The organism is Paucimonas lemoignei (assembly GCF_004342585.1).
GTDB lineage: Bacteria > Pseudomonadota > Gammaproteobacteria > Burkholderiales > Burkholderiaceae_D > Paucimonas > Paucimonas lemoignei.
Genome location: NZ_SLZQ01000001.1, coordinates 97,882 through 115,612, shown reverse-complemented (window position 1 = coordinate 115,612; position 17,731 = coordinate 97,882). Strand labels below are relative to the sequence as shown.

At 59.8% G+C, this 17,731-nt stretch carries 17 protein-coding genes; all 17 read right to left on the bottom strand.

Going from position 1 to position 17,731, the window contains the following annotated elements:
* Positions 1–178: 178 nt before the first annotated feature.
* A complete protein-coding gene (gene flhA / locus EDC30_RS00505) occupies positions 179–2,281 on the bottom strand; it encodes a flagellar biosynthesis protein FlhA (protein ID WP_132256302.1) in 2,103 nt (700 codons plus the stop codon).
* Entirely contained in the window at positions 2,278–3,444 is a 1,167-nt protein-coding gene (flhB, locus tag EDC30_RS00500) for a flagellar biosynthesis protein FlhB (protein WP_132256300.1), read from the bottom strand. Before flhB ends, flhA begins: the two co-directional genes overlap by 4 nt.
* A 203-nt stretch (positions 3,445–3,647) precedes the next feature.
* Positions 3,648–4,865 carry an EAL and HDOD domain-containing protein gene (locus EDC30_RS00495; RefSeq protein WP_132256298.1) on the bottom strand — a complete coding sequence of 406 codons (1,218 nt, stop codon included), beginning with the start codon at positions 4,863–4,865 and terminating at the stop codon, positions 3,648–3,650.
* Between the two features lie 2 nt (positions 4,866–4,867).
* Positions 4,868–5,257, bottom strand: a complete 390-nt coding sequence (cheY, locus tag EDC30_RS00490) for a chemotaxis response regulator CheY (RefSeq protein ID WP_132256296.1) — start codon at positions 5,255–5,257, stop codon at positions 4,868–4,870.
* 192 nt (positions 5,258–5,449) lie between these two features.
* Positions 5,450–6,526, bottom strand: coding sequence for a protein-glutamate methylesterase/protein-glutamine glutaminase (locus EDC30_RS00485; protein ID WP_132256294.1), 1,077 nt, complete (start codon positions 6,524–6,526; stop codon positions 5,450–5,452).
* A gap of 40 nt (positions 6,527–6,566) precedes the next feature.
* Complete coding sequence (gene cheD, locus EDC30_RS00480; RefSeq protein WP_132256292.1) at positions 6,567–7,175, bottom strand: chemoreceptor glutamine deamidase CheD; 609 nt, start codon at positions 7,173–7,175, stop codon at positions 6,567–6,569.
* Between the two features lie 10 nt (positions 7,176–7,185).
* Complete coding sequence (locus EDC30_RS00475; protein ID WP_132256291.1) at positions 7,186–8,100, bottom strand: CheR family methyltransferase; 915 nt, start codon at positions 8,098–8,100, stop codon at positions 7,186–7,188.
* 27 nt (positions 8,101–8,127) lie between these two features.
* On the bottom strand, positions 8,128–9,870 hold the full coding sequence (locus EDC30_RS00470) for a methyl-accepting chemotaxis protein (protein ID WP_132256289.1): 1,743 nt from the start codon (positions 9,868–9,870) through the stop codon (positions 8,128–8,130).
* Positions 9,871–9,941: 71 nt separating this feature from the next.
* A complete protein-coding gene (locus EDC30_RS00465; RefSeq protein ID WP_132256287.1) occupies positions 9,942–10,454 on the bottom strand; it encodes a chemotaxis protein CheW in 513 nt (170 codons plus the stop codon).
* Complete coding sequence (gene cheA, locus EDC30_RS00460; protein WP_132256286.1) at positions 10,441–12,636, bottom strand: chemotaxis protein CheA; 2,196 nt, start codon at positions 12,634–12,636, stop codon at positions 10,441–10,443. The genes EDC30_RS00465 and cheA overlap by 14 nt, the downstream gene beginning before the upstream one ends.
* 60 nt (positions 12,637–12,696) lie before the next feature.
* Positions 12,697–13,062, bottom strand: a complete 366-nt coding sequence (locus EDC30_RS00455) for a response regulator (RefSeq protein ID WP_132256284.1) — start codon at positions 13,060–13,062, stop codon at positions 12,697–12,699.
* A 64-nt stretch (positions 13,063–13,126) separates the two neighbouring features.
* A complete protein-coding gene (locus EDC30_RS00450; protein WP_132256283.1) occupies positions 13,127–13,675 on the bottom strand; it encodes a chemotaxis protein in 549 nt (182 codons plus the stop codon).
* 60 nt (positions 13,676–13,735) lie between these two features.
* Positions 13,736–14,674 (bottom strand): flagellar motor protein MotB, encoded by a 939-nt coding sequence (motB, locus tag EDC30_RS00445; RefSeq protein WP_132256281.1) that lies wholly within the window; start codon positions 14,672–14,674, stop codon positions 13,736–13,738.
* A 30-nt stretch (positions 14,675–14,704) separates the two neighbouring features.
* Complete coding sequence (motA, locus tag EDC30_RS00440) at positions 14,705–15,565, bottom strand: flagellar motor stator protein MotA (RefSeq protein WP_132256279.1); 861 nt, start codon at positions 15,563–15,565, stop codon at positions 14,705–14,707.
* A 298-nt stretch (positions 15,566–15,863) separates the two neighbouring features.
* A complete protein-coding gene (locus EDC30_RS00435) occupies positions 15,864–16,652 on the bottom strand; it encodes a class I SAM-dependent methyltransferase (protein ID WP_132256277.1) in 789 nt (262 codons plus the stop codon).
* A 63-nt stretch (positions 16,653–16,715) separates the two neighbouring features.
* Complete coding sequence (gene flhC / locus EDC30_RS00430) at positions 16,716–17,267, bottom strand: flagellar transcriptional regulator FlhC (protein WP_132256275.1); 552 nt, start codon at positions 17,265–17,267, stop codon at positions 16,716–16,718.
* 51 nt (positions 17,268–17,318) lie between these two features.
* On the bottom strand, positions 17,319–17,636 hold the full coding sequence (flhD, locus tag EDC30_RS00425; protein ID WP_132256273.1) for a flagellar transcriptional regulator FlhD: 318 nt from the start codon (positions 17,634–17,636) through the stop codon (positions 17,319–17,321).
* Between the last annotated feature and the right edge of the window lie 95 nt (positions 17,637–17,731).

Sequence of the window (17,731 nt, the reverse complement as noted above, 5' to 3'; positions counted from 1 at the left end):
GATTTCTCGGTCGTCCGGTATGAAGAATGAATTACCGGACTTCGCGTTAATAGGATTATTGATTGGAAGTAAGATTTGCCATCGAAGGAATAGCCGGGAAAACCCCCTGCAATTCCGCATCATCATTTGCAGGGTTTTACCCATCGGAGGGAGGAGCGGCCAGAAAAGCCGCCCGGGATCAGGCCATGTTGCCGACCAGGCTGGTGACCTTGATCGTCTTGGTTTCGGGTACTTCGTTATGCGACAACACCTTCAGCTGCGGAATGGCGCGGCGCAGGAAGCGTGACAGCAGCGGGCGCAGCGGTCCCGGCACCAGCAATACCGGCGTCAGGCCCATCTGTTCCTGCTGGCGCGCCGCATTCGCGGTCTGCATCGCCAGGGTGTCGGCAAGACCCGGCTCGATGCCGGCGCCATCCGGGCCGCTGGTCTGCAGGGCCTGCATCAGCAGGCGTTCCAGGCGGTTATCCAGGGTCATTACCGCCAGCTCGTTCGACGAAGCGAAGATCTGCTGGACGATGGCGCGGCCCAGGGCGATACGCACCTGCGCGGTAAGCTCGTTCGGATCCTGCAAGTGCGGCGCGTATTCGGCGAGCGTCTCGATGATGGTGCGCATGTCGCGGATATGCACGCCTTCGGCCAGCAGGTTTTGCAGCACTTTCTGCAACGAAGAAATCGGCAGCAGCTTGGGCACCAGGTCTTCCACCAGCTTCGGCGATTCCTTCCCCAAATGATCCAGCAGCTGCTGCACTTCCTGACGGCCCAGCAGTTCGGCGGCGTGGGTTGTGATCAGATGATTCAGATGCGTCGCCACCACGGTGCCGGCATCGACCACGGTATAACCCATTGCCTGCGCCTGTTCGCGCATGCCGGCCTCGATCCATACCGCCGGCAGGCCGAATGCCGGGTCAGTCGTCGGCGCGCCCGGCAAGGTTCCGCTGACCATGCCCGGATTAATCGCCAGGAACTGACCATTGTGCGCCTCGCCGCTGCCGACTTCGACGCCCTTGAGGGTAATGCGGTAGGCCGAGGGCTTCAGCTCCAGGTTGTCGCGGATATGCACAGGCGGCGACAGGAAGCCGACTTCCTGCGCGAACTTCTTGCGGATGCCCTTGATACGACGCAGCAGCTCGCCGCCCTGCCCTTTGTCCACCAGCGGGATCAGGCGATAGCCGACTTCGAGGCCGAGCGTATCGACCGGCACGATGTCCTGCCAAGTCGCTTCTTCGGTCTCCGGCGCTGCGGTGGCGGCGGCTGCGGCGGCGTCGGGAGCCTGTTGGTCTGCCATATCCGCAGCCTGCTTGGCGCGCTGCGTCATCATGTAGGCGCCGCCGGCCAGCAAGGATGCCAGGAAAATGAAGGGGATGTGCGGCATGCCCGGGATGATGCCCATGCCGCCGACGATGGCGGCGGTGATGTACATCACCTGCGGCTTGGCGAACAGCTGGGAAATCAACTGGTTGCCGATATCTTCATCGCTGGCCACGCGCGACACGATGATACCGGCAGCCACGGAAATCACCAGCGAGGGAATCTGCGCCACCAGGCCGTCACCGATCGCCAGCAGCGTGTAGTTTTCCAGCGCATCGCCGAAAGCCATGCTGTGCTGGATCATCCCCACCACCAGGCCGCCGACGACGTTGACGATGGTGACGATGATGCCGGCGACGGCGTCGCCCTTGACGTATTTGCTCGCGCCATCCATGGAACCGTAGAACTCGGCTTCCTGCGACACCTGCTGGCGGCGCGACCGTGCCTCGGCTTCGCCGATCAGGCCAGCATTGAGATCGGCGTCGATCGCCATCTGTTTGCCAGGCATCGCATCCAGGGCGAAACGCGCGCCCACCTCGGCGATACGGCCCGCGCCCTTGGTCACGACGACGAAGTTAATGATGGTCAGGATCACGAACACGACGATACCGACGGTGTAGTTGCCGCCGATGAGGAAGTGACCGAAAGCTTCGATCACCTTGCCGGCTGCATCCGGGCCGGTATGGCCATGGGTCAGCACCACGCGAGTCGAAGCCACGTTCAGCGACAGGCGCAGCATGGTGGAAACCAGCAGCACCGCCGGGAATGCCATGAAATCCAGCGGCTTGACGGTATAGAGCGAGGTCAGCAGGATGATGATCGACAGCGCCAGGTTGAAGCTGAAGAACATGTCGAGCACGAAGGCTGGCAATGGCAAGACCATCATCGCCAGCATCATGATGATCAGGATCGGCGCGGCGAGCGCCTTCGAATTCGAGCCGGACAACCAGGCCGGCAGCTTCAGGCTGTTCATTGGATCACTCCATTAGCGGGTGCGCTCGCCGGATTATGCGGGTCGAGTTCGGGCGGCACATCGAGTTCGGTCGGGGCATCCGGTCGCACGCCGCCCTGCTGGCGGTAGGAGCGCAGCTGGAATACGTACGCCAGCACCTCAGCCACGGCGGTGTACAGCGCTGCCGGGATTTCATCGCCCAGTTCGGTATGCTTGAACAGCGCGCGCGCCAGCGGCGGCGCTTCCAGCATCGGCACGTTGTTTTCCTGGGCGATGGCGCGGATCTTGGCGGCGACGTCGTCGGCGCCCTTGGCCACGACTTGCGGCGCGCGCATCTTGCCATCGGTGTATTTCAGGGCGACGGCATAGTGCGTCGGGTTTGTCACCACCACGTCGGCATTCGGGATCTCGCTCATCATGCGGCGGCGCGCCATCTCGCGCTGCTGCTGGCGGATCTTGGCCTTGATTTCCGGATTACCGTCGGATTCCTTGGCTTCCTGGCGCAATTCCTCGCGCGTCATCTTCAGCTTGTTGGCGTAATGCCACATCTGGTAAGGCGCATCGATCAGCGCGATGAACACCAGGCCACTGACGATCGACAGGAAACTCACCAGTAGGATATGCCCCAGATGGGAGGTGCCATCCTTGAGCGATTCGCCGCTAAGGCCCATGACCGCATCCATCTGGCCCTTGATCACGATCCAGGCGACGAAACCCACCAGGACCGTCTTGCCGATGGCCTTGATGAGCTCCACGCCGGCGTTGGCGGAAAACATGTTGCGAATGCCGGAAAGCGGATTGAGCTTGCCGAAATTCGGCTGCAACGCCTTGGTGGAAAACAGCCAGCCGCCGATCAGCAGCGGCGAGCAAATGGCAACCAGGATCAGCAGCCCGCCCAGCGGCGCAAAAGCAATCAGCACGTCGAGAAGCTTGGCGCCCAAGTTGGTGAGAAGAAGATTAGGATCGAAAGCCTGTTCCCGCTCGAGGGACAGTCCGGCCACCAGCAGGCGGCGCAGCGGCCGCAGCATGGCATCGCCCAGCACCCAGATACCGACGCCGGCGGCCAGCAGCACGGTGCAGGTCGCCAGTTCGCGCGAACGCGGAACGTCGCCATCCTCGCGCGCCTGTTCGAGGCGCCGGGGCGAGGCTGGTTCTGTTCTTTCGAGATCGCTGTCGTCGGCCATAGCCGCTTACCCTTTTCCGGCTGCGCCGTAGCGTCGACATGACGCACTGACCAGCCATTGGATGGGATTATCGATCAGCATGAAGCAGGACAATCGATGAAACAGCAGGTGAAAACCCCGGCATTTCGATGCGCATGGCATGGAAGGAATGGCATGAAAGGAAAGGTATGAAAGACAAAGCCCGCAATCGCGGGCCTTGGAGATTACAACTTCAGGCTCTGGGCCCAGGTCAGGGCTTCCAGATGCGCCGCATTGACTTGCGCGGGGCTGACGAACAGCGAATCGGCCAGGTTGCCGATCGCGGCATCGTTGCCCTTTTCGCATGCCTCGGCCAGGCTCAGGAAAGGCCCGTAGATGCCCTGGCGCTTGAGCAGCGCTTCGTTCACCTGCTCCGACAGCGGGATATTTTCCAGCGCCTGTTCCATCGACATGTTGAGCAGACGGTCCAGCAAGGAGAACATGCCGACGACGAACAGGTTTTCCGCTTCATTCTTCGGCAGCATGCTCTTGCCGAGCAATTCGACAAAGCGTCCGCGCACCACGGCGGTCTGCATCAATACCGGCGATTGCGCGGCGGTGCCGGCGGTTGCCAGCAAGACCGACAGCCAGCGGTACAGCGGCGAATAGCCGAGCATGGTCACGGCATGGCGCAGCGACTGAATCTCGGTGCCGAGGCCGAAGCCGGCCGAATTAATATAAGTCAGCAGCTTGTAAGACAAGGCGGCATCGCGCTTCAGGACCGCTTCCAGCTGGCGCACATCGGTATTCTTTCGCACCATGTCCATGAGTTGCAGGATCATGCTCTGCACCGGGTTCAGGCCGGTAGCCTGGACGCCGGGACGCGCGGTGGCATAGAGGTTGCCGACAAAGGTGTCCACGCCCAGCGATGCGCAGGAATCGAATTCCTTCCAGTTGCTGACGCCGCGGCCGATCACGCGCATGCTGGTTTGCTTAAGTGCGGCATAGATCCTGGCCTGCGAAGCGAAATCCGCTTCACCGAATCGGATCTCCACCCGCGACACCTGCAGCAGCAGGTTCTTGTCGCGCACAAGCGACTCGGCATCCGTCAGGGCCACGCCATAACCTGCGCCGCGCAATTCCTTGATCGCAGCGGCAAAGTCGGGATTATCCAGATCCTGGGAATTCACGCACAGCACGGTCTTTTGCGGCAGCAAGGCACGCAGTGCCGGCTCGGCCAGCAATCCCGGAGTGGCTTGCAAAAACAATATATTTTCGCCCAGCAGCCAATGACCCTCAGCGTCATTCAAGGCTTCGGCTGCGCGCTGCGCCAGGGCGGCGGCATCTTCATCGCCAGGCGCGACAGCGCTGCCATCCGGCCTGCGCCAGCTCAGCTCATAGCCCAGGATGCGCTGCTTCGGATCAAGCAGCGGCTCGCGCACCAGAAAATTCACATCCTGCATGCTCAGGCACCGATCTTCTCGAAAATCTTGCTCAGCTTTTCATCCAGCGTCGCCGCGGTGAATGGCTTGACGACATAGCCATTGGCGCCGGCCTGGGCGGCAGCGATGATATTTTCCTTCTTCGCTTCCGCAGTCACCATCAGCACCGGCAGCTTCGAGAGCGCGGGATCGGCACGGATATTCTGCAGCATGGTCAGCCCGTCCATGATCGGCATGTTCCAGTCCGAGATGACGAAGTCGAACTGTTCGCTGCGCAGCTTGGTCAGGGCCATCGAGCCATCCTCGGCTTCGTCCACGTTCGTGTACCCCAGTTCCTTGAGCAGATTGCGCACGATACGGCGCATCGTCGAAAAGTCGTCAACCACCAAAAATTTGGTATTCGGGTTCGCCATGAATTACTCCATCGATCTTTAAAAATGCAGTTGTCGGCTTTTCGAAATAACCGGCAAGGCTCGCTCCTGCATTAAACCATGCCGCTATTATGCACTGAAGAAGCGCTATTGCTTACGAGTAATATTACCAAATCTACGAATACCCAACAGTTTTCGCATATGGATTGGTTTATTTACAACCCGAAGTTGTCCTTATACCCTCAAAGCCCTGCTGCCGTGCGTTGTCAGATACTGCAGCACCCGCCCCGGCAGCTCGGATAGCGGCCCTACATCATCGGTGGCGCCGACCGCGATTGCCTCGCGCGGCATGCCGAACACCACGCAACTGGCCTCGTCCTGCGCGAAGTTATAGGAACCCGAATGCTTCATTTGCAGCATGCCTTGCGCGCCATCCTTGCCCATGCCGGTCATGATCACGCCGACGGCGTTCTTGCCGGCGCACTCGGCCGCCGAACGGAACAGCACATCGACCGAAGGACGGTGCCGGTTGACCGGCGGCCCCTGGTCCAGGCGCGTGACATAGTTGGCGCCACTGCGCGCCAGCAGCAGATGCGAATGCCCCGGCGCGATATACGCATGGCCAGGCAGGATACGTTCGTCGCCGGCCGCTTCGCACACCGAGATCTTGCACAATGAATCGAGCCGCTTGGCAAAGGAGCGCGTAAATCCTTCCGGCATGTGCTGGGTAATCAGGATGCCCGGGCAATCCGATGGCATCTGCAGCAGGAATTCCTTGATCGCCTCGGTGCCGCCGGTGGAGGCGCCGATGATGATGAGCTTTTCGCTACTGGTAAGCGGATTGCGTAGCATCGGCAAACTGGTGTCGGGCTGAACGCTGCCGGCGGGCTGTCGCGGCGGCGCGGCCTTCACGCGGGCGCGCGCCGCAGTACGGATTTTTTCCGTGATCAGCTCGGTATATTCGAGCATGCCATGCTGGATCGAGATTTTCGGCTTGGTGACGAAATCCACCGCCCCAAGTTCCAGCGCGCGCATGGTGATGTCCGAACCGCGTTCGGTCAACGAGGACACCATTACCACCGGCATGGGGCGCAGGCGCATGAGCTTTTCCAGGAAATCCAGCCCGTCCATCTTGGGCATTTCGACGTCCAGCGTCAGCACATCCGGATTGGTTTGCTTGATCAGTTCGCGCGCCACCAGCGGGTCCGGCGCTGCTCCCACCACTTCCATGTCGGGCTGGCTGTTGATGATTTCCTTCATGACGCTGCGAATCAGCGCCGAATCATCCACAATCAACACTTTCGTTTTCATGCCTTAACTCTCCACACCCTCGTTCTGCACGACACGGCTGTCACGAAAACAGCTCGATATCGCCCGATACCGGCTTGGCCTGCAGGCGATGTGCGTAATCCTGTTCCCGGTTGACCAGCGTATTGTTATTCAACTGCCTGAGCTTCTTGACCAGCACCTTGCCGCTGCGCGGGAAGTAATACACCTTGCGCGGATGCACGTCGTTCAGATCCTCGGCGATGATGCGGATGCCTTCCGCCTTCAGGAAGTTGCGCACGAACTGGGCATTGCGCTCGCCGATATTGATGGCGACAAAGCCGGGCAACACGTTGCCGCCGCCGAACACTTTCGCCTCCAGGTTTTCGCGCCGCGCGCCATTCTTCAGCAAGGCATTGATCAGCACTTCCATCGCATAGGTGCCGTATCGCATGGATGCCGACACCGGGCCATCAGCGTCATTGCCATCGGGGAGCATGAAGTGATTCATGCCGCCGACGCCGCTGACCTTGTCGCGGACACAAGCCGCCACGCAGGAGCCAAGCACCGTGACGATCATCATGTCCTTGGGCGTGACGAAATATTCGCCCGGCAGGATTTTGGCTGCATCGCAGTCGAACGTGCGGTCGTAGTATATGTTCTTGGCGAACTCTTCAACATTATCGGTGCTCATCGATTGCTTCTCATGTCTTTCGCGTCAGTGCAGTGCCGGCCACGGCATTCTTGCCTGCCAGTTCGTACACGGTCTTGCCACGCAGTTTGAAGAGGTCCGACACGTACAGGAAATTTTCCGAATGCCCGGCAAATAGCAGCGCATCCGGCTTCATCAAGGGTGCGAAGCGCGCCAGGATCTTGCCCTGGGTCGGCTTGTCGAAATAGATCATGACGTTGCGGCAAAAGATCGCGTCGAACGGCCCGGAAACCGGCCAATTGTCCGACAGCAGGTTCAGCTGCTTGAACGTCACCATCGCGCGCAATTCGTCGCGCACCCGCACCATGCCTGCCTGCGCGCCCTTCCCCTTCAGGAAGAAACGCTTGATCCGTTCCGGCTCCATGCGCTCGATGCGGTCGGCGCTGTACACGCCCCGCTCGCCCGCCGCCAGCACGTTGGTATCGATATCGGTGGCGATGACCCGCGCTGGCGGAGTCATGCTGCCGAATGCCTCGCACAAGGTCATGGCGATCGAATACGGTTCTTCGCCGGTGGAACTGGCCGAGCACCAGATCGTCACCGGCTCCTTGAGCGCCGCCACGTGTTCAGCCAGGAGCGGAAAATGATGCGACTCCCGGAAAAATGAAGTCAGGTTGGTGGTGAGCGCGTTGGTGAACGCCTCCCATTCCGCGCTGCCGCTATCCCGCTCGAGCGAATCCAGATAGACGGCGAACGACGCCATGCCGGTCGCGCGCAGCCGCCGTGCCAGACGGCTGTATACCATTTCCTGCTTGCTGTCGGCCAGCGCGATGCCGGCCCTGCGGTAGATCATCGTCCGCACCCGCTCGAAGTCGCGCGTGGTGAACTCGAATTCCTTGGGTTGACCTGCCGATCCCGTGCCGGTCTGTTGCCCCACTTTTCCGGCTTGAGAAAATACTGTGCTCATGCGCTGCCTGACTATCCTTCAATGGCATTAAAACTCTTCCCACTCATCGCCATTTCCACTGGCGTTGACTGGCTTTACGATCTTCGGCGCGGCAGCCGCCGGCTTTGCCGCAACTGGCTGCGATGCCGCAGAACGGGTCGGCGCCAACGGCTGCGGTGTTTTTTGTACAGGCGCTTTGATAACAGCCGGGGCCGTTGCTAATGGACGAGCGATGCCGGCTGCCTTGCCGCGGTTAAGCTTGAAGATCGCCACGGCCTTTGCCAGCGCTGCGGCCTGATCCTGCATGCTTTGCGCCGCCGCCGCGGCCTGTTCGACCAGCGCAGCATTCTGCTGGGTCATCTCATCCATCTGCGCGATGGCGCGATTGACTTCCTCGATACCGCTGCTCTGTTCCTGGCTTGCCGCCGTGATTTCCGCCATGATGTCGGCCACATGCTTGACCGAAGTGACGATCTCGTCCATGGTCTTGCCGGCATCGTCGACCAGCTTGGCGCCGGTATCGACTTTTTCCACCGAGTCGCCGATCAATCCCTTGATTTCCTTGGCGGCGCCTGCCGAACGCTGAGCCAGCGAACGCACTTCCGCCGCCACGACGGCAAAGCCGCGCCCCTGTTCGCCGGCACGCGCGGCTTCCACCGCGGCGTTCAGCGCCAGGATATTGGTCTGGAAGGCGATGCTGTCGATCACGCCGATGATATCGACGATCTTGCGCGAGCTTTCCTTGATCGAGCCCATGGTTTCCACCACCTGCCCGACCACTTCGCCGCCGCGCACGGCGCAATCCGAAGCCGACACGACCAGCTGGTTGGCCTGGCGTGCATTGTCGGCATTCTGGCGCACTGTCGTGGTCAGCTCTTCCATCGACGACGCCGTCTCTTCCAGCGAGCTGGCCTGCGATTCGGTACGTGCAGACAGGTCGGCGTTACCCGAAGCGATTTCGCGCGAGCCGACGCCGATGGTGTCGATCGCCGTCAGCACGTGGCTGACCGTCGTCGCCAGGCTGTCATTCATGTCGCGCAAGGCCACCAGCAATTGACCGGTTTCATCCTGCGCATCGGTATCAAAGGATTGCGTCAGGTCGCCTTGCGCCACACTTCGTGCGACCGTGACGGCATTTTTCAGCGGGCGGGAGATGGCGGCCACCAGCCAGTAAGCCATCAGGAATCCGATCAAGAGGCCGCCGGCAAGCGCGACCAGCGACACATTCCGTACCAGGTGGAACAAGTCCTGGCCGCTGGTGAATTCATCCTTCGCCGTATCGCGCTGGTTGCGCACCATCGCGTCGAAACTCTCCTCCAGCGGCTGGTAGGCATTTTTCATTGCGCCCTGCAGGATTTCCTGCGCCTGCGCCGGATTCTGGCTATTCAGTGCTGCAATGACCGGCTTCAAGCCTTCCGCGACATATTTGCCACGCGCCTCGGCGAAGCGCTCGGCAAGGCGTTTTTCTTCCGGATTCTTGAGCGAGGCGACATAGGCATCCCAGCTGCTGTTGACCTCCGCAATGCGCTTTTCCACCTCACTCAGCCTGGCGGCGACGAGGTCCGGACTGCCGCTGGCGGCTTCGGACAGCGACAGGCGATTGCGGTCGATAGCCCGGACAATCACGTCAAGCCGCTCCATCGGCACCAGGCGATCCTGATACATCGACTTCAGCGCATTATTGAAATGGCTCAGGCTGCCCAGGCCAATAATGCCGCCGCCGATCAGCGATGCGGAAAGAAATGCAATAACGAAGATCAGGCGGGAGCGGATGGATATATTCTTGAACATTATTGACTCCGGACTACTTGGGTGAGTACATCTCAGCCAGGCGGACGACTCATGGCCGCCCGTCTCTCATCTTAAGCGGCAATCTTGTCGATCAGTCCCATTTCGGCGCTGGACATCAGCTTGTCGATGTCGATCAGGATCAGCATGCGCTCTTCCAGCGTGCCGAGGCCGATCAGGAAGTCGGCATTGAAGGCCGTGCCCATTTCCGGCGCCGGCTTGATCTGCGCGACATTCAAGATGATCACGTCCGACACGCTGTCGACCACCATGCCGACGATGCGTCCGCCGATATTCAGGATGATCACCACCGTGAACTGGTCGTAAGTCGGCTCGCCCAGCTTGAACTTGATGCGCATGTCGACGATCGGCACGATGATGCCGCGCAGGTTGATCACGCCCTTGACGAATTCCGGCGCATTGGCGATCCGCGTCACGGTCTCATAGCCGCGAATTTCCTGCACCTTCAGGATATCGATGCCGTACTCTTCCTTGCCCAGCGTGAAAGCCAAAAATTCATTTCCGGCCATTTCCGCCATTGTTTTTTCGCCGTTGGCAAATTCATTGGTCTGGTCAGTTGCTTGCATGACTAGTTCCTTGTTCCGTATTGATTAATTCTTCATTCAACTGGCGACTGGAACGCAGCAGCGCAGCCACATCGATGATCAGCGACACGCCGCCGTCACCGAGAATGGTCGCACCCGAGATTCCAGCAACCTTGCGATAATTCGATTCGAGGTTTTTCACCACCACCTGCTGCTGGCCGACCAGTTCGTCGACGAACAGCGCGGCCTTCCGGCTTTCGGATTCGAGAATCACCACGATGCCTTCGGCCGGATCCGTGCGGGCGGAGTCGACGCCGAACATCTGGTAAAGCGGAATCAGCGGCAAATAGTCGCCGCGCACCTTGATGACGCGGCCGCTGCCACTGATGTCCTTGATATCCGCCGGATTGGGCTGGAGCGACTCGACCACGTAGGCTAGAGGCAGGATATAAATTTCCTGGCCGACGCGGATCGACATGCCGTCCAGGATAGCCAGCGTCAGCGGCAGGGAAATCGAGATGGTGGTGCCGAAACCGCGCAGCGAACGGATATCGACCACGCCGCCCATCGATTCGATGTTGCGCTTGACGACATCCATGCCGACGCCGCGGCCGGACACATCGGTAACCTGCTCCGCGGTCGAAAAACCGGGCGCAAAAATCAGCTGCCAGACTTCGCCATCCGGCATGGTGTCGGATACCGGCAAGCCCTGCTGCCTTGCCTTGGCGAGAATCCTTTCCCGGTTCAGGCCACCGCCGTCATCTGTCACTTCAATGACGATATTGCCGCCCTGGTGTGCGGCCGACAGGGACAAGCGACCGGTTTCATTCTTGCCAGCCGCAAGGCGCACGTCCGGCATCTCGATGCCATGGTCGATGCTGTTGCGCACGAGGTGAGTGAGCGGGTCGACGATACGTTCGATCAAGCCTTTGTCGAGCTCGGTGGCCGCGCCTTGCGTCACGAACTCGACCTTCTTGCCCAGCTTGCCGGCCAGATCGCGCACCATGCGCGGGAAGCGGGAAAACACATAATCCATCGGCATCATGCGGATGGACATGACCGCTTCCTGCAAATCACGCGTATTGCGCGTCAACTGGCTGACGCTGGCAAGCAGCCGCTCATGCAGAATGGGGTCGAGGGAATCGGTGCGCTGCTCGATCATCGCCTGGGTAATGACCAGTTCGCCGACCAGGTTGATCAGCTGGTCGACTTTCTCGATGCCGACCCTGATCGATGCCGATGCCTCGTTATGGGCGTGAGAAGCGGCCGGCTTTTCCGCCTCGCGGCGCCCGCCCTTGGACTTCGCTGCTGCGGCGCTTGCCGCTTCATCGGCCGCCGCAGCCACCGTGGCGGCAGCTGACGGCACCTGGCCGCCCGGCACGAATGGCGCGAAGAAGCCATAGCCTTGCTCGGCTTCCTTTTGTTCGCCAGCCTGCTGCATGGGCTCGAAAAACCCATAGCCCTGGGCGTCTTCCTTTTCCTTCCGGTCGACCGCCGATTGCAGCGGCTCGAAGAAGCCGTAACCGGGATCATCTTCCGCAGCCGCGTTGGATTCCGTGGTGATCTTCAGGTCGGCAGCATCCACGATGAAGGAACAGATCGCCACGATACTATCGGCGCCGTCCTCGGTATCGAGCGTGAATACGGCACGGCCGTCCGGCAGTCCGGATTGGCTGATGGTCCCCAGCATGCCGAGTTCGCCTGCCAGAGCAGTCACGTCACGCTCCGGAAGCTTCGGCAATTCGACGCGATAACGCGTCCTGCCTGCTGCCGCAGAGACGGCCGGCGCGGCTGCCGCACGCGGCTGCGGCTTGGCTGGCAGCGCGGGGGCATTGCCCCGCTCCGCCATCATCTTCAAAGTAAGGCGCATGTCGGTGACCTGGCCCTGGTCCACCGGCGCGCCATGGCGATGGCCGTCGAGCTGCATCTTGAGCGTATCCTTGGCCGCCAGGAAGGCATCCACATGCTCGCCGGTCAGGTTTATTTCTCCCTTGCGGATACGGTCAAGCAGCGTCTCCAGAGCATGCGTACTTTCGGACAAATCCGTAATGCCGAAAGTGGCAGCGCCGCCCTTGATGGAATGGGCGGCGCGGAAGATCGCATTCAAGTCTTCGGGGTCTGGCTGGGCGACGTCGACGGCCAGAAGCAGCCTTTCCATTTCCGCCAGAAGTTCTTCGGCTTCCTCGAAGAACACCTGGTAGAACTGGCTCATATCAACAGTCATTATCGAACTCCCTTTTAACTGGCACAACCAGCCGCTTGTGGCGGCCGGCCGCTAAGCGGCTCAGCCGATGACCTTCCGCACCACTTCTGTCAAGCGTTGCGGATCAAAAGGCTTGACCAGCCAGCCATTGGCGCCGGCGGCCCGCCCTTTCTGCTTCATTTCATCGCTGGCTTCCGTCGTCAGCATCAGGATCGGCACGCTCTGGTATGTCGGCAGTGCGCGCAGCGAACGAATCAGCGTCAAGCCATCCATGCGCGGCATGTTCTGGTCGGTGAGCACCAGGTCGAATTTTTCGGCCTTGGCCTTTTCCAGTCCATCTAGTCCGTCAACGGCTTCGGTCACCTGATAGCCGGCAGCTTTCAGGCTGAACACCACCATTTGCCTGAGTGATCCTGAATCGTCCACTGCTAGTATCGTTTTTGCCATCTTTACTCCCACTTGTATCGTTTTCGGGCATTCACCCGTCTATTCTGAATTTTTTACTTTAGCGTCAAAACAATTCGATATCGCCGCTTTCCATATGCGTCTGCTGAACCGGCTTCCACAGGAGGCTTTCCAGCTTCTGGGCCTGGCTATCGACCAGCTCGTTCAGGTTGTGCAGGATTTCGGCGATGGCTTCCGCGGGCGTGTCTTCGAGCACCCCGGCGCTGCCGCCTTCCAGCAAGTCCAGCACTTCCCGCAAACCGGTCACGCGGCGCACCGTCCGGCCGATCAATTGCGTGGTCATATCCTGGAACTGCAGGCCTGTCACGGCCGCATTCACATGGGTGCTGATGTCGGCCTGCAGCGATTTGAGCCGCTCCTCGCTGTGTTCGGGGCGCTCCCCGCCAGCCAGCAAGGCATCAACCATCTCCTGCTGCGCGCGCACGGTTTCATGGATAGCCATGAAGCTGGCCGACAGCTTTTCGATCGCTTCGCCCAATAGAAAAGTCGTCTGCATCAGGTCGGTCTCGACCTCGGTCAGATGCTGATTGCCATTCTCGGCAACGGCTGTCAGCAGACGCTTCACCTCAGTCCCCAATAATTTTTTTCTTGTCATGAAAATACCTTATCACCGGCACCTTCAAAAGTACAGGCAAACACCCGCGGCCATCCCGCCTCAATTTGCCTGCGCGTCCCCTGCATTTTGCTCTTCCTTCGCTGCGGTCGTGCCGCCATCCGACACATCCACCGCGCCGCTTTCCTGCAATGCCGCCAGTTCCGCCCGCCTGTTCATGACGATGATGCTGATGCGGCGGTTCGCCGGGCTTGCCGGGTTTTCCTTATCGAACGGCAGCACCGACGACAGGCCGACTACCCTCAGCACTTTCGACTCGTCCATCCCGCCCGCGATCAGCTCGCGGCGCGAGGCATTGGCACGGTCTGCCGACAGCTCCCAATTGCTGTAACCCTTCTCCCCGCGCGAATAAGGCATCGAGTCGGTATGCCCGGACAAGCTGATCTTGTTGGGCACTTCGTTCAACGCCAGGCCGATTTCATGCAGGATTTCCCTGGTATACGGCTGCAGCTCGGCCTTCGCCAGGGCAAACATTGGCCGGTTCTGTTCATCGACGATCTGGATGCGCAAGCCTTCCGAAGTAATATCCAGCAGCAGCTGGTTCTTGTACTGCCGCAGGATGGGACTGTTGGCGATGACTTCCTCGATTTTTTTCTTCAGGGCTCGGAGACGCTCGCCTTCGACCTTTTCCAGCAGTTCGGACGCCGCCTTGATGTTGTAGGTTTTCTTTTCGCCTGGCGCGGTGGACGCCTTCACCTGCCCATCCTTGCGGGTCAGATCCTTGCCGCCGCCCTTGATCACGTGCGAGCTGTCGCCGGCGCCTGAGCCGCCGCCCATGGCCACTTTCAGCGGGGTCTGGAAATATTCCGCGATGCCCTGCAGATCGCCCTTCGATGTCGAGCCGAGCAGCCACATCAGCAGGAAGAACGCCATCATGGCGGTCACGAAGTCGGCATAAGCAATCTTCCAGGCGCCGCCGTGATGGCCGCCGCCGGATTTCTTGATCTTTTTGACGACGATTGGCCGCGCCTCATCCGCCATGTCGACTCCGCCCTTTTATGCTCATGCCTGTTACTTGGTCTTGGAACTCTTGATGTGGTCTTCCAGCTCGCTGAAAGAGGGGCGCTCGGTCGAGAACAGTACCTTGCGGCCGAATTCCACGGCCAGCGCCGGCGCATAGCCGTTCAGGCTGGCCAACAGCGTCACCTTCACGCACTGGAACATCTTGCTCGATTCGTGCAGCTTTTGTTCAAGCAGGCCCGACAGCGGACCGACAAAACCATAGGCCAGCAAAATACCGAGGAAGGTGCCGACCAGCGCATGCGCAATCAGGATGCCCAGCTCAGCAGGCGGCAGGCCAACCGATTCCATCGTATGCACCACGCCCATCACCGCCGCCACGATACCGAAAGCCGGCAAGCCGTCGCCCAGCTTGGCAATCACGTGCACCGGGATTTCGCCCTCGGCGTGATGCGTCTCGATCTCGTTGTCCATCAGGTTTTCGATCTGGAAGGCATCCATGTTCCCGGCCACCATCAGGCGCAGGTAGTCGGTCATGAACTCGACGATATGATGATCCGCCAGGATTTCGGGATACTTGCTGAAAATCGGGCTTTCCTCGGGGCTTTCGATATCGCCCTCAATCGACATCAGGCCTTCCTTGCGCACCTTGCTGAGGATTTCAAACAGCAGGGTCATCAGCTCCATGTACAGCGCCTTGGTATAGCGCGAGCCCTTGAAAAGCGTCGGCAAGGCAGCCAGCGTCGCCTTGATCGCCTTGCCGTTATTCCCGACAAAGAAAGCGCCGGCCGCACCACCGCCGATCATCAGCAATTCGAGTGGCTGGAAAAGCGCACCAAGATGGCCGCCCGCGAGTGCAAAGCCACCGAATACGCATACCACGACGACAACGTAACCAATAATGACTAGCAAGAGCGATACCCCGGTCTAAAAAAGGGCCGGTAGCCGGCCCAAGATTATTGATGCGATTCAGAATAACAGCCAAGAGCGGCATGCAAATGCCCGAAAAGAACCGAAAACACCGCTCATCAACACGTCAACGCATGAAAAACATACTTTTCTGAAGTGTATAGGTAGAAAATGTACCACAGGAAACACTCTAATTAATACCTTAATTGCGCTTCCTCAATATAGAGTGGCGCGGCGGATACTAGGACACAAAATCAATGCGTTATCAGAGAGGAAAACCGGCAGGCAAAACCGTAGAACGCTACCGGTTCATGCGCCAGCCATACAGGACTTTTCCACCCTGCACCGGTTCCAGTACGATATCGGGCGCCTGTTCCGGAATGAGGAATTCCAGGCTTAGCAACAAGGTACCCGGCCGCATTTCACTGTGGGCTTTTTCCCACAGGGACGGCATGGCCGCCGGCGACAGATAGGCAAACACGACATCGTAGTCAGCAAAATTCAGGGCGAGATAGTCGCCACGACGGAACTCCGCCCGGCTGCCACGGCAGCGCGCGCGCAGCTTACTGACCAGCCAGGGCAATGGCGCCAGTTCGATTCCTTCGAAACGGCTATCCTGACGGCGCGCCGACAGGTCCAGCACCAGGCCGCCAAAGCCGCTGCCAATATCGATGCCGCGTAAAGGCTGCTCCGGCAATAAGCCTGCCACCGCATTCCACACCGGTTTCGTCGAGGGATAATAGGGAACCTGCGTGCGAAAGCTGCTCCAGTACAGAAGCACGAAAAACAGGAACAGGCAGAGGAAGATGGACGGGGGCAGGCGCAGAGCCAGCGCGCCGACCAGGGCAAGCGGAAACAGGAGCTGGATCGGCAGCCACCAGAACGCCAATCGCTGCCAGGCTGACAAGCCGGCGGCCAGGCCGCCTTGCAACATCGCCGCCACGAGGACATGGGCCGACACACCTCCCCGCACTTCCCATGCCGTCAGGATGAGCAGGCTCAGCGGCGACGCCAGGCACTGGTGCAGCAGCGCCCGCAGCGCCGGCGCCGTCCAGAAACGTGGCGAACCACCGCCCTCACCTGCGTGCATGCGGCTATACGGCGACAGCCGACAACGCTGAAAAAGCTGCAGCCGCGACGCCGAAAATCAATTTCAAGCAGCCACCGCCATGGCGTCGGCGCTCTTGGCTTTCTTGGTCTTGCCGGCACGCGAAGGCATATGGCACAGGCCGCAGACATAATTGTGATGCAGGTCGAGCTGGTGCACGACGAAATGGCCGCCGCATTCGCTGCAGCAGGCAGTCTGCAGCATCTTGCTTTCAAAGAAGCGCACCAGGGTCCAGGCACGGGTCAGCGACAGCACCGGCTCGTCATCGCCCTGCGGACCGACCTGTTCGAGATACAGGCGGTAAGCCTTCATCACCGCTTCGATGCCGGAAATGCCGGCATGCTCGACCAGATAGTGATAAATATTGATATACAGCGAGGAATGGATATTCGGCTGCCAGGTGATGAACCAGTCAGTCGAGAACGGCAGCATGCCCTTCGGCGGCGACACGCCCTTCAACTCTTTATAGAGCTTGAGCAGACGTTCGCGCGACAGCGTGGTCTCCGACTCCAGCAGCTGCAGGCGCGCGCCGAGATTGATCAGATCGATTGCCAGACGGATTTCCTGGGCTTCCGTCACCACACTTTTCTTCGCCATGTTGGACCTCGTGTAATCGGTTATGCTGAATACGGACTGGGTGAAAACCGCTTAGGCGATTTCTTCCACAGGCTGGCCGGCCATCAGGATGGCGGCATGCGAGTGAGCCAGTGCACGGTCCTTGTTGTAATTGGTGAGCATGCCCAGGATAGCGCCGTCATCGAAACGAAAGCGTGCCAACATCATGTTGGTACCGGCAAGCTTCAGGATCTGGGCGTTATTCAATCCTTCCAGCAGATCGGCGATTTCCTTGCTGATACCCAGGCGGAAGATCGCGGTAGCCTTGTCGGCACGGATCATTTGCTGGGCCAGCATCAGGTAGCTGAGGTTGGCATCGCGGATTTCAGCCATCATGTCGTTCGTATCCATTTTTCCCCCTTCTTGGACATTTCTGACTCGCAATATTGCGAGTCGGTAATGAATTCTCATCCACCGCTTTCTGAGCGGAAATAAGATCAAGTCGG